At 51.0% G+C, this 12245-nt stretch carries 10 protein-coding genes and 1 other RNA gene; 3 read left to right on the top strand and 8 right to left on the bottom strand.

Going from position 1 to position 12245, the window contains the following annotated elements; all coding sequences use genetic code 11:
• Positions 1 to 49 precede the first annotated feature (49 nt).
• The gene (locus tag JT718_RS20305; RefSeq protein WP_205504637.1) at positions 50 to 1279 is read right to left on the bottom strand and encodes an ROK family protein; all 1230 of its coding nucleotides are present in this window, start codon (positions 1277 to 1279) and stop codon (positions 50 to 52) included.
• Between the two features lie 550 nt (positions 1280 to 1829).
• On the opposite strand from JT718_RS20305, the gene JT718_RS20310 reads away from it, so the two are divergent.
• The gene (locus JT718_RS20310; protein WP_205504638.1) at positions 1830 to 3281 is read left to right on the top strand and encodes a carbon starvation CstA family protein; all 1452 of its coding nucleotides are present in this window, start codon (positions 1830 to 1832) and stop codon (positions 3279 to 3281) included.
• 177 nt (positions 3282 to 3458) lie between these two features.
• Here JT718_RS20310 and ssrA read toward each other — a convergent pair.
• The 4 genes from ssrA to JT718_RS20330 form a co-directional block, all read right to left on the bottom strand.
• Positions 3459 to 3832, bottom strand: a transfer-messenger RNA (tmRNA) gene (gene ssrA / locus JT718_RS20315).
• Positions 3833 to 3961: 129 nt separating this feature from the next.
• A complete protein-coding gene (locus JT718_RS20320) occupies positions 3962 to 4666 on the bottom strand; it encodes a YjjG family noncanonical pyrimidine nucleotidase (protein WP_205504639.1) in 705 nt (234 codons plus the stop codon).
• A gap of 59 nt (positions 4667 to 4725) precedes the next feature.
• Complete coding sequence (locus JT718_RS20325; protein WP_205504640.1) at positions 4726 to 5853, bottom strand: acyltransferase family protein; 1128 nt, start codon at positions 5851 to 5853, stop codon at positions 4726 to 4728.
• A 4-nt stretch (positions 5854 to 5857) separates the two neighbouring features.
• Positions 5858 to 6244, bottom strand: coding sequence for an ArsR/SmtB family transcription factor (locus JT718_RS20330; protein ID WP_205504641.1), 387 nt, complete (start codon positions 6242 to 6244; stop codon positions 5858 to 5860).
• Positions 6245 to 6326: 82 nt separating this feature from the next.
• Between JT718_RS20330 and JT718_RS20335 the strand changes: the two genes are divergently transcribed.
• The gene (locus JT718_RS20335) at positions 6327 to 7019 is read left to right on the top strand and encodes a carboxypeptidase-like regulatory domain-containing protein (protein ID WP_205504642.1); all 693 of its coding nucleotides are present in this window, start codon (positions 6327 to 6329) and stop codon (positions 7017 to 7019) included.
• Between the two features lie 133 nt (positions 7020 to 7152).
• On the top strand, positions 7153 to 7653 hold the full coding sequence (locus JT718_RS20340) for a hypothetical protein (RefSeq protein WP_205504643.1): 501 nt from the start codon (positions 7153 to 7155) through the stop codon (positions 7651 to 7653).
• Between the two features lie 102 nt (positions 7654 to 7755).
• Here JT718_RS20340 and JT718_RS20345 read toward each other — a convergent pair whose 3' ends face one another.
• The 3 genes from JT718_RS20345 to JT718_RS20355 all read right to left on the bottom strand — a co-directional run bounded on the left by JT718_RS20345 (position 7756) and on the right by JT718_RS20355 (position 11442).
• A complete protein-coding gene (locus JT718_RS20345; RefSeq protein WP_205504644.1) occupies positions 7756 to 10089 on the bottom strand; it encodes a M1 family metallopeptidase in 2334 nt (777 codons plus the stop codon).
• A 79-nt stretch (positions 10090 to 10168) separates the two neighbouring features.
• Positions 10169 to 10789, bottom strand: coding sequence for a J domain-containing protein (locus JT718_RS20350; protein WP_262897370.1), 621 nt, complete (start codon positions 10787 to 10789; stop codon positions 10169 to 10171).
• A gap of 50 nt (positions 10790 to 10839) precedes the next feature.
• Positions 10840 to 11442, bottom strand: a complete 603-nt coding sequence (locus tag JT718_RS20355) for a HupE/UreJ family protein (RefSeq protein ID WP_205504646.1) — start codon at positions 11440 to 11442, stop codon at positions 10840 to 10842.
• Between the last annotated feature and the right edge of the window lie 803 nt (positions 11443 to 12245).

The following is a 12245-nucleotide window of genomic DNA, read 5'->3' on the forward strand; positions in this document are numbered from 1 at the left end:
GCGGCCTGTTTTTTGAAAAACAGGCCGCAAACAGGCGCTCCCTTTGCTATTAGTACTCTAAGGAAAGCAGCCGGTCCCGAGCTAGGAGGCAAGCCCCTATGACCCCTGCCCGCTCGCCCAGCATAGACATTTTCAACTGGGTGTCATTGTTCACCAAGCTTAGGGAGTACTTTTTAATGGCACTCTTGATAGGAAGAAGAATGAATTCTTCTGTGGAGGAAAGGCTGCCGCCTATTATTACTAAATCAGGATTAAAGAGATTGATTAGTACAGCTACGCCGCGACCTATGTTATCGCCTATCTTCGCCATCAGTTCAATAGACATCACATCGTCTTGATGCACCGCATCAATGATGTCTTCCAAACGCAATTCATCCAGGTTCTTTTCATTCTTGGTGAGCAAGGTGGAGGTACCAGCCAAAATGCTTTCCTTTGCCATCTCTATCAGCGCCCAACCGGCTGCCTCTGTCTCAAGGCAGCCTTTTTTACCACATTGGCAGATGATGCCGTTGTCAAAAATTGGAATGTGCCCAAACTCTCCGGAATACCCAGACTTGCCGTAGTAAAGATGGCCGTTGATCATCATCCCCATGCCAATTCCATAGTCTAGGTTCAGGAAGATCACGTTCTTTTCATTTTTTACGTTCTCAGAGCAGAACTCTCCGTAGGCCATGGCTCGGGAATCATTCTCCAAGAACACGCTGATGCCCAATTCTGCTTCCAGAATTTTGCTTAGGGGATCCTCATGAAAGTTGAAAAAGCTGTAGCTATACCCGGTGGTGTGGTTGACACGTCCAGAGAGATTTATACCAATGCCTAGTATTTTGTCGCGATCAATGGCCAGGTTTTCAATAAACCGGTTAATTATCTGGCAAAGTTCATCCAAAGACTCTTGATTATCCATCAGGTGATATGGAAACTGCTCAAATCCGCTGACCATGTTGTTCTGAAAATCCGTCATGCAAATATTGATGTGGTATTGTTTCACATCAATCCCGAGAAAGAATCCTGCATCTGGGGCTAGCCCAAATATATTTGGCTTCCTTCCCCCAGTTGAATTGACCTTACCGTAAACTTTCACTAAACCTTCTTGTGCTAACTCTCCAAGAAGACTAGTGGCTTTAGGCACACTAAAACTTAACTCTTTGGCTACTTCAGCTATGGTTGCATTGCCAGTGTTGGCAAAATAGGCTATCATCTTTTTCTTCTGGTTCACGTTCCGGAAGGCTACCCCTGATGGGTTATCACCTTCTATCTCCGCAAAAAAAGTTTTTGTCATTTCTGTAGATTATAGGAAGCTACTTCAAACGCAGCTTTCAAAATAAGTTTTGTCTATTTATCAAATTTATTTAATTTTTTACGAATATCCGATTGTTAAAACCCTTATATCGGTTAAAAAAGCAAGTTTTGGCACCGGTAAAATATAAAGTAATGGTTTTAGCTCACAAAAATTAAATAACGTTCACATTTGAGTCAAATATGCTCTATGCAATACTAAGCTGTAGAACGCACTTGAGTTCTGTTGAGTAAATCTAAACCCTCTTTATGCTAGTTTGTTAAGGCTCCTATATTGTAGAACAGCTCTCATATTCTTTTAAGTAACTCTAATTAGGACAGGATAAAGCAATATTTATTTTTAATATGTTTTAATAATTAATAGCTACTTTTGAAAAAATGTAAGTATTTATATTGAAATTCATAATATTTAACCTTATGTTTGATAATGCGCTTAGGGTGGAATGTTGCCTTGCCAATACAACTGAATTGTATTGTATACCTGCTACAGCCCCTTGTCAACAGCGCTCTCTAGCTGAAAAAATCAAAAACTCATGATCTCATTTTCCCTCTCTGTTATCATGCTTATCATTGGGTATAAGCTTTATTCAAAAGTAGTGGAACGCATTTTTGGGATTGACCCTAACAGACCAACGCCTGCTATTGCTCTGCAAGACGGTGTTGATTTCGTTCCTCTTCCCAAATGGAAGATATTCCTTATTCAATTTTTAAACATTGCTGGACTAGGGCCTATCTTCGGAGCGGTAGCAGGAGCCATGTGGGGGCCTTCTTCCTTCTTATGGATTGTTCTAGGATCTATCTTTGCTGGGGGCGTGCACGATTACTTCTCAGGCATGCTCTCCCTGAGGCATGGGGGTGAGAGTATTACTGAAACTACAGGACGTTTTCTTGGCACCGGGATGAAACAGTTCATGCGGGTGTTCACCGTTGTTTTGATGGTCATGTTAGGAGCTGTCTTTATTATGGGGCCAGCTAAAATATTGGATGATCTTTTTCAGGGTGCTGGTGGGGGCATCACGATGTGGGTGTGGGGCATCTTCCTGTATTATTTTCTTTCCACCATTCTCCCCATAGACCAATTGATAGGGAAGTTGTACCCTCTATTCGGCGTAGCCATGTTGTTTATGGCGATTGGCATTTCATTCGTGATGTTCCAGGATGGTTTGCATGTTCCGGAAATTACTATGGATAGCCTTCAAAACCTGCATTCAGACCCTGGTGCTTTCCCCATGTTCCCGATGCTATTCGTTACGGTGGCATGTGGAGCTATCTCGGGATTTCACGCCTCACAGTCTCCTTTAATGGCGCGTTGCATGACCAATGAAAAACAAGGTCGAGGCATCTTCTATGGGGCTATGATCACCGAGGGAATTGTCGCTTTGATCTGGGCCGCCATTAGCATGAGCTTCTTTGGCGGCGTAAAGGAGTTGAATGAGGTAATGGCCCAACAGAATGGTAATGCCGCTTGGGTAGTCAGTACTATTTCCAATTCACTGCTGGGGAAAGTAGGAGGGGTCTTAGCTTTGTTGGGGGTGGTGGCAGCACCCATTACCTCTGGGGACACGGCCTTCCGTAGCGCCCGGCTCATCATAGCTGACTTCATGAAGTCAAACCAAAAACCGATTCGTAACCGGTTCCTGATCAGTATCCCCCTTTTTGCCGCCGGTTATGCGTTGACCTTGGTTGATTTTGGAATCGTATGGCGGTATTTTGCCTGGACAAACCAATCCCTGGCGACTGTGGTCCTTTGGGTGATCACGGCCTACCTCATTCAAGAGGGAAAATGGTTCTGGGTTTCCTTGGTGCCGGCCGTTTTCATGACGGCTGTTGCCACGTCCTACATTCTGGTTGCGCCAGAAGGCTTTCAGCTTCCAACAAGAATTGCCTACCTCGTTGGAGTAGGGGTGGCAAGTCTACCGCTGTCCTTGGCCTTGTACAAGGCTTACTCAAGGCCAGAAAAGACATCAAAAGTGTTGGTTCATTAACCCCAGAAGGTCTATTAGAATTGCGTTTAGATACTTAAGCTTGAAAATGCCTTCCTCGCTTAGTCATAAAGTGAGCTTACGTAGGAGTTAGCCTCATCCCAAACGTACTCTATAGTTGCCCGGCATAAAACACAAAAGCCTGTAATGTATGACATTGCAGGCTTTTGTGATCAATAATTGTGGAGATGCAGGGAGTCGAACCCTGGTCCAGACAAGGAAGCTTGAGCGCTTTCTACATGTTTAGTCCTAATTAGGTTTTCGGGTGGCTTCAGGCTTAGGACTCGCCTAAGAAGACACCTTAGATGCTTTAGTTTCGCACAGACTCCGCACCTTAGCCTATGCTAGAACGGCATTACGATGCCCTGTGACCAGCTCCCACCGTTCCGAGGGGCTGCAGGACAATGGCATATTACCTAATACCTAGATTAGGCAGCCATGGCGTAGTTAGACTCGCCAGATAATCGTCGGTCAGTTCTGATTTACGGGAAATACTGCCAACTCCCGACATGCTTACACCCAGCTTGCTCAAGCTGTCAATTCCGGTCATCCCCAGTTGTGAAAGAACTTGCTTGGCCTTTTACAGCCGATGGCCTGCAAAAGTAACCAAATTATAGACAAAACCTATACCGCCTGAGTTCCCGTTTTGGGCTTCTTTTGGCGAAACCAACTCTAAACGGGGCTTAGAGAAACGTCTTAAGTTCGCTAAGGCAATGAATCTCATACGTGGGCTTGAGGCGGGGCCGCTTGCGCTCTGGGTTGAAGAGTACCTGGTCTATGCCGGCGTTCATGGCTCCCAGAATATCGGCATCCAGGCTGTCGCCAATCATCAGGCTTTCCTGGGCCGTGACACCGGCCCGCTCCAGCGCGTGCAGGAAAATCTTTCGGTCGGGTTTGGTGCAGTTGGCGCACTCAGAGGTAATAATCTCAGAGAAATAAACGTCTAGTTTAGACGACTTCAGCTTGATGTATTGCACGTCTTTAAACCCGTTGGTGATGATGTGCAGCACGTATTTCTCCCGCAGGTACGCCAGCACCTCATGGGTAAAAGGGAAAACCGCCGTCTTGGTGGGGCAGATAGAGGTAAAATCCTCACTGATGCCCACCGGCACGGCCTCGGCGGCCATGCCCAGCCCCGTGAGGCATTTCACGAACCGGTTTTCGCGGAGCTGCTGTTGCGTGATTTTGCCTTTGTGGTAGAGGTCCCACAGGCGCTGGTTCACAAAGCTGTACTTCCGGTAAAAGGAGTCGCGGGAGAAATTGCCCAGCTCGCCCAGCTTGTAATGATCATACAGGTGGTACAGGGTTTCTGCAGAGTTCTTCTCAAAGTCCCACAAAGTGTGGTCCAGGTCAAAGAACAGGTGGCGGTACGTTTTGGGCTTTCTCATAAAAGGACGCTTGAACTGCAAAAGCAGAACGGTGGCAGCTACGGCAAAGTTCTGCTTTCTTAGATAAACCTGCCGGGCTTTGGAATGTTTACGTAGGGTTTGTTTTTGGAAAAGGACAATAACCACTTCCGCAGGGGAGCTTCCAGGACATAGTATCCCACCACGGAGAGCCCTGCCAGTAAGAGCAGGACACATCCTTTGTTTTTCCAGACGTGAAAGTACAAGATATCAAAGCCAAACGTGTAGTGCGCCAGGTAAAAGAGGTAAGACCCATGGCCCAACGCCTGCGCGAAGCGGGTGCCCAGCAACTTTGAAAGAACTGTTTCCTCCTGTACCAGTCCTAAGATGAAGGCTCCAATGCAGAGGGGCAGCAGGTAGTTGTTTGCCGCATGGAAAGCCACCGTGCCCATTGGAGTGAGCGGGGCCGGAGGCACTCCCCTCAAGAACGCCAGCCCGAACAGGCAGGCCAGAATACCCACAGCTCCACCAGCGGTTAACAAGCCAAATCTAGCGTTGGGTTTAAAGGCGGTGGGGGCTGTGAGCAGGTACTTTGCCAGCCAGATGCCCACGTAAAACTCAAAGCAGCGGCCGAAGAAGGTAGTCCTGACCAGGAAAGACCAATCAGGAACAAACCCCAGGGGCAAGGGTATCTGCCCCAGAGCCAGCAGCAATACGCCGGCCAGCAGCGTGAGAAAAGTCCAGCGCCATAGCCCTAGGTTTTCCCAGTACCGCAGCACTAGAGGAGCAAGCGCATAAAACACCAATTCCACCGTTAAAGACCAGCCTACGCCAATGCCAGAGAACGTGTAGGAATCAAAGAGCCCCTGCAGCATGAGCAGGTTGATGACCCAGGATTCGGGCCTGGCATCGTGCCGGAACAAAAGGGCCGCTACCGTGCAGAAGAGGTATACCGGATAAAGGCGGGCAAACCGGTGCAGGAAGAAAATCTTTACTGCGTTTTGGGGCCCTTTCCGGAAAAACTGATGGTAACGTACACCAATCAGGAAACCGCTCAACACAAAGAAAAGAGACACGCCCATGTAAGCCTCCTGGAAGAGGATATCAAAGAAGCCGGTAGCCACCGGCACCTTAGGCAGGGCGTGGTGCGCGTACACCAGGTACGCCGCCACGGCACGCAGACCCGTTAGAGCCGGAAAGTATACTTTAGGTGATTCCGTGTCAGGCATGGTGCTACAACCCCGTAAAATGCCGCTGCTGCAGGCGGTTAATGGCCAATTCGCGGTTGGAGAACAGGGTTTGGTACACTTCCTGGTCTTTCTGCAACTGCTGGTCTTTTTCCAGGTAGCTGAACATCTGCTGTAAAAAGTCCAACATTTCGTCTTTGATATAATAAAACGCCCACTGATCTTGTTTACGGTACGTGACCAGGCCCGTGTTTTTCAGGTAGATGAGGTGGCGGGAGGTTTTGGTCTGGGTAAAGTCCAGTACCAGTTCCAGGTCGGCGATGCAGAGTTCTTTGTTGCGTAAGAGCAGGTTGAGTACCCTGATGCGGGATACGTCGCTCATGGCCTTGAATACTTGTTCCCCAAAACTAACGTTGAAATTCTTGAGCCTCATGGCGTGTCTCTGCGTAAAATTTATTTAAAGCCCGGCGGCACAAAGTACCATAAAAAGGCTATACTTGTAAACGATCTTGTTCATGACTACTTTATATTTTACTAATTCCGTTCCACTTACCCGCGCCTGCGCCTGGTTAGGGCGCCTTTTGGTGGCGGTTCTGCTGGTGACCGGCATCAGCATCTCCTCGGCCCAGGCCCAGGGAGGGCGCAAAGTCATTCAGTTAACCGGGGTGGTAACCGCCGGCGACAGCCTGCTGGGCTTGCCCGGAGCCAGCGTGTACATCCCCAAGGCCGGCCGGGGCACCAACACCAACGAATATGGGTATTTCTCCCTGCCGGTGCTGGCCGGCGACAGCGTGGTGTTCAGTTCCATTGGCTACGCCAAGCAGTCGTTGGTGATCCCCGAGAGCTTTGAGCGGGACAGCTATTCTATTATCATTGAGATGATGGAAGACCCCACGGTGCTGCCCGAGATCAGGGTGTTCCCGTACGCCACCTTCCGCGATTTCACCCAGGCCGTACTGGCCATGAAATCGCCCTTGGGCGATGTGGACCAGGAAACCGCCATGAGCCAGCAAATCCTGGACCAGATGTTCCGGAACACGCCCATGGATGCCGGTTCAAACCAGCGCCACATGATGAACCTACAAAACCAGCAGCAAATGCGTAGGGGCGGGTATAATCCCGGGGCCACCAATCCGCTCCTGGACCCTATTAAGTGGTACCAGGTGATCAAAGCCATTAAGAACGGCGACTTCAAGAATAGGGAGTAACCCGGAAAATAAACTCTATCACCAAGGACTGTTCAGAAATTGAGCAGTCCTTTTTTTGTGCCGGTTTTTCAAAAAACGGCAGGGAAACGGGGCGGTTGTTTGTCTACCAAAGACAATACTGACTTCTTGCCCAATGAAGAGAATTTGCCTCCTACTCCTGAGTGCTGCCCTTTTTCTGAGCTGCCGTGGTTCACTGAACCAGGAGCAGAGCCCCCTAACCGTAGATTATCTGCCACGTGCGGTTTTGCCGGCTTTTGAACAAAATACCCTTAAAACGGAATACCGCCTCAACGGAAACATCAACCCCTTTTACTTCAGCGGAAACTTTGACGGAGACGAAGTGCCTGATTACGCCGTGTTCCTCCAAAACAAGCAAAGCCGGAAACCAGCCATGGTGTTTATTAGGGGCGCAGAACCCGGTACCCCGGTTATTGTAGAAGAAGAAAGATGGGCTGCCTTAAAATCTTTCAACGAGATAGAATACTGGAAACCAACCGATCATTTCCCCGCCGGGGCCGGAACAAGTTTGCCGGGCATCAAGGGAGGTGGTATAGTAGTAGGCCTAAAACCGCAGAGCGAAGTGCGTTGGCTGTACTGGGATGGCCGGCAATGGCAATGTGTCAGCCCAGAATAGGCACCCCGGCAAAAGAAAAAGCCCCGCCTGGTAAGAGACGGGGCTTTTTCATGGTTCTAGTTTCTTGCCTGATTTCAGCAAAACAAGCCGGAAACAGTTTGTTTAGTTACCGCCCTGGGGGCGGGGAGCTGCCTGACGTTGCGTCTGCTGCTGCATCGGATTAGGCGTAATGCCCCGCGGCTGCTCCTTGAACAACTCAAAACGGCTGGGCTGCTGACGCTGCGGATACGAGTTGTTGTTCAAATCGATATCGGCGGTTTCCTGGAACGGATCCAGCACGAAGTTGGCCACTGGTTTCTCGGTCACAAACACCTTGGTGATTTCCTGGTCGTTGTAGCGCCAGATCTCAGCCGGAATGCGCACAATATCAGAGGTTCCGTCCTGGAAGTTCATCTGCATTACCACGGGCATTACCAGACCGCCGTTGTTTTTGATGCCTACCTCGTAGAAGTGCAGGCCTTTCTCCAACAGGGCGCGCTCCTCCGGCGCGAGGCTTTGCAGGTACTTCTGGTATTGGGCCTTGCTTTCCTCGGTTACCGCCAAGGGGTCATAGGTGTTGTAGAAGTCGTTCAGCTCAGGCTTTTTCTCCACCAGCGTTTTAGGGATGTCCTGCAGGTTGCGCTGCTGAGACAGGCTCTTAGGCGCGGCGTTGATTTCCTGGCGGCGCTTGGCGTTCTCCACCTCGGGGTTGCGGGTGTCTACGGTGTACCATTTCACGCCGGTCAGTTCCTGGTCCACGTGGTCGGTGGTGTAGAACCAGCCTCTCCAGAACCAATCCAGGTCGGTGCCCGAAGCGTCTTCCATGGTTCTAAAGAAATCGGCGGGCATAGGGTGTTTGAAGGCCCAACGGCGGCAATATTCTTTGAAGGCGTAGTCAAACAGTTTGCGGCCCATCACGGTCTCGCGCAGGATGTTCAGGGCCGTGGCCGGTTTGCCGTAGGCGTTGTTACCCAACTGCGTGATAGACTCAGAGTTGGTCATGATGGGCTGCTGCAGGCTCTTGTCCATCTTCATGTACGTGACCATGTTTCTTGGTTCGCCACGGCTGGAGGGGTAATCACGCTGCCATTCCTGCTCGGTGAGGAACTGCACAAAGGTGTTCAGGCCCTCGTCCATCCAGGTCCACTGGCGCTCATCTGAGTTGATGATCATCGGGAAGAAGTTGTGGCCCACTTCGTGGATGATCACGGAGATCATGCCGTATTTGGTGCGCTCAGTATAGGAACCGTCTTTCTCCGGTCGGCCGCCATTGAAGGAGATCATGGGGTACTCCATACCGCCCACCGCGCCGTGCACCGAGATAGCCACCGGATACGGATACGGGATGGTGAATTTAGAATAGGTTTTCAGCGTATGCGCAACCACTTCAGTGGAGTACTGGCCCCAAAGCGGATTTCCTTCCTTGGGGTAATAGCTCATGGCCATGGTGTTTTTGCCTTCCACGTTCACGTTCATGGCATCCCAGATGAACTTGCGGGAAGAGGCCCACGCAAAATCACGCACGTCTTTGGCCACAAACGTCCAGGTTTTCTTGCCTTTGGCTTTGTTTTTCTCGGCGCGCAGGGCTTCCTCCGGGGTCACAATCAGCACGGGCTTGTTTGCTTTCTGGGCTTGAGCCAGGCGGCTGCGTTGGGTGCTGGTAAGTACGTCTGTGTTCTGCAGTTCGCCGGTAGAAGCCACTACGTGGTCAGCGGGTACGGTAAGGCTCACTTTGTAGTCGCCAAACGGCAGGGCGAACTCGCCGGTGCCTAGGAACTGCTTGTGCTGCCAGCCGTTCACGTCGTCATACACGGCCATGCGCGGGAACCACTGGGCCATCTGGTACTCGTAGTTGCCGTCCTCGGGGAAGAACTCGTAACCGCCGCGGCCGCCTTGCTTGCGCTGGTCGTTGATGTAGTTGAACCAGTCAATGCTGAACTTCACGCTTTGCTTGGGTTTCAAAGGCTGCGGCAGATCAATGCGCATCATGGTGAAGTTGATGGTGTACGGCAGGGCTTTACCATTAGCATCTTTCACCGCTTTAATCTTGTAGCCACCGTCAAACGTCTGCTCCGCCAGGGCCTCGGCCACGCCAAAGGTAGGCTTGTCCGGGATGCGGTTGGTGCGGGTGAGGTTGGTCATGGAGTTTTTCTCAAAGATGTTCTGGTCCAACTGCACCCACAGGTACGTGAGAACATCAGGAGAAAGGTTGGTGTAGGTAATGGTCTCAGAACCGGTCAGCGACTGGTTATCGTCATTCAGCTCGGCTTTGATGTTGTAGTCAGCGCGCTGTTGCCAGTAGTCATGCCCGGGAGCACCGGAGGCGGTGCGGTAGGTATTGGGGGTGGGCAGTTCCTGGCCCAGTTGCCTGAACTTGGATTTGTCAATGTTTTCCTGCGCCAGAGCCGGAGCCGCCAAACTCAGCAGCAGCCCAGAGGCGAGTAAGAACTTTTTCATTGGGTGCGATTGAAGGGGTTTGTTTGCCACAATACAGCAAATTGGTTAATTCCTGACAAAGAAAAAAGCGGCCAGGCAGTTATTTGGCGGGTGGGGTGAGGTCTTCGCCAAAATGCCGTCTAATGTCTTGCCGAAGGTCGCGCATGACCCCGATGATCTTAATGCCCATGGGAATCATGAAGATGCCCAGCAGGGCCGGCCTTTCGCGGCCCGTGAGCAGAAAGTAACCGGGCAACAGGATGAACATGATCCCGGTAAAGTGGCCCAGCACCACCACCAGGTAGCTGGCCAGCCGGGCAAGCTGGAACCACCATTTCTGCTTAAGGGCCAGGGTGCGCCTGATGTACTCGGCCTCGTCTTTTTCTTTCTGCCTCCGGGCCCGCTCGCGGGCTACCGCCACCCAGGCAATGTACTCCTTGGGGTCTTTGGGCGGCTCATACACAAACTGGTACTTCTCCCAGTCTGACTGGGGTTTGGGCGGGGGTGGCGCCGTTGGGGAGACCGGCCCCGCCGATGCGAGCTCCTGGAACCGCTGCAGGTACTCATAGGCCGCCTGGATGCGCAGAAACATATCGGGCGCGGTGGGGTCCTGGTTCCGGTCGGGGTGGTAGAGCAGCACCAGTTGGCGGTAGGCGCGCCGGATCTGGGGCATTCCTGCGCCAAACGGTACCCCCAAGATCCGGTAAGACTCAGCCAGCATCAGAATAAAGTTCTAAAGGACAAGTGCGCCTGCCCTTTTGGGCCGGTTTTCTAGAAAATAGCCGAAAAATCCTGCTCCAGCAGCAGCATGAGCGCGATGGCTCCGGCGGCGCTGCTTATGCCCAGGGCCCAGTCCCGCTTTTTCACAGACAGGAAGCCGGTTAGGAGCAGGTTAAGCAGAAGCACCAGCGCCACAATCAGCAACTGGCCCAGCTCAATTCCTATATTAAACGCCAAAAGTTCTAAAACGATGTTCTGGCCCGGCCCCAGCAAAGATTTCAGGTAGTTGGAGAACCCCATGCCGTGAATCAGGCCAAACGCCGCGGCGAACAGGTTGTTCCACGACCACAGGGCGCTGCCTTTCTTCTTGCCATTGCCCAACTGTGTGAAGTTATACAGGCAGGTACATACAATGGTAACCGGAATCAGAAACTCAATGAGCGCGGTGTTGAACCTGATCATCTCCAGGGTGGAAAGCGCCAGCGTAACGGAGTGCCCCAGGGTGAAGCTGGTGACCAGGGCCAGGATGCGGCGCCACTCGCTGCCGGAAAACACCGCGCACATGGCCAGCACAAAGACCATGTGGTCATACGCCTGCAGGTTGAAGATATGATGGAAGCCTAGTTGCAGATACGTGAAGAAAACTGAAGACACGATGAAGGGTTGTTTGTCAAGGTCTGGAAACAAGCAAAATTAGAAAATGCTGTTACACCAGCAATACACCCTTTTCATAATTGGGTTTTCAAATGTGAGATGGTGTTGGTGAAATGTAGCAGCGTTACACTGTAACGCTGTGGTTCTATACAGGAGGCAGTCTCTCCTGTTCTTTTAGTTTATTTGATAAATTAAGTCTGTGCAGCGCCACGCCGTTACAGTGTAACGGCGCTACAGATTCTGCTTTAAGCCTGATTTAAGATAAACAGGCTTGAAACCTATCTTGCTAGCCTTCGCTGGCGCGAGCGTTCCGCTCGTGTCCGCACGCATTGCGGAGTGCTTTACACTGCACTTTTTTGAGATTCGGCATTCTGGCCCTTCTTATGATTTTCCAACTCACTTGTCATCCTGAAAGGATCTTGTGCGCGAACGGCAACGTTGTTCTTCAACGGTATTCTAGTCCGCTCACAAGATCTTTCCAAGATGACAAAGGGGAGTAAATTACTTGACAGGGATGTTCCAAGGTCACTATTACGATGGCGCGGAAGTTACTTCCGTGACTTGCGATCATAAGGCACGGAAGTAAATCCGTGCCATAGAGGGACAAAATACCTTTCAGGATGACATAACCTTCTGGAATGCGTGCGGACACGAGCTGCAAGCTCGCGCCAGCGGAAGGGAACCCCGGTCTCAGATGAGTTTCTGTTTTCTGCCCACTTTTGAAAATAAATCCAGAAAACGTAGCGGCATTACACCGTAACGCCGGGTGACCACAGAGCAATACCGCTCCGCTGGCGCGAGCT

The sequence above is a fragment of the Rufibacter psychrotolerans genome (assembly GCF_016924645.1).
Lineage (GTDB): Bacteria > Bacteroidota > Bacteroidia > Cytophagales > Hymenobacteraceae > Nibribacter > Nibribacter psychrotolerans.

Coding starts and splice junctions, on each gene's coding strand:
- JT718_RS20305 (WP_205504637.1), bottom strand. CDS start 1,279: ATGACAAAAACTTTTTTTGCGGAGATAGAAGGTGATAACCCATCAGGG.
- JT718_RS20310 (WP_205504638.1), top strand. CDS start 1,830: ATGATCTCATTTTCCCTCTCTGTTATCATGCTTATCATTGGGTATAAG.
- JT718_RS20320 (WP_205504639.1), bottom strand. CDS start 4,666: ATGAGAAAGCCCAAAACGTACCGCCACCTGTTCTTTGACCTGGACCAC.
- JT718_RS20325 (WP_205504640.1), bottom strand. CDS start 5,853: ATGCCTGACACGGAATCACCTAAAGTATACTTTCCGGCTCTAACGGGT.
- JT718_RS20330 (WP_205504641.1), bottom strand. CDS start 6,244: ATGAGGCTCAAGAATTTCAACGTTAGTTTTGGGGAACAAGTATTCAAG.
- JT718_RS20335 (WP_205504642.1), top strand. CDS start 6,327: ATGACTACTTTATATTTTACTAATTCCGTTCCACTTACCCGCGCCTGC.
- JT718_RS20340 (WP_205504643.1), top strand. CDS start 7,153: ATGAAGAGAATTTGCCTCCTACTCCTGAGTGCTGCCCTTTTTCTGAGC.
- JT718_RS20345 (WP_205504644.1), bottom strand. CDS start 10,089: ATGAAAAAGTTCTTACTCGCCTCTGGGCTGCTGCTGAGTTTGGCGGCT.
- JT718_RS20350 (WP_262897370.1), bottom strand. CDS start 10,789: ATGCTGGCTGAGTCTTACCGGATCTTGGGGGTACCGTTTGGCGCAGGA.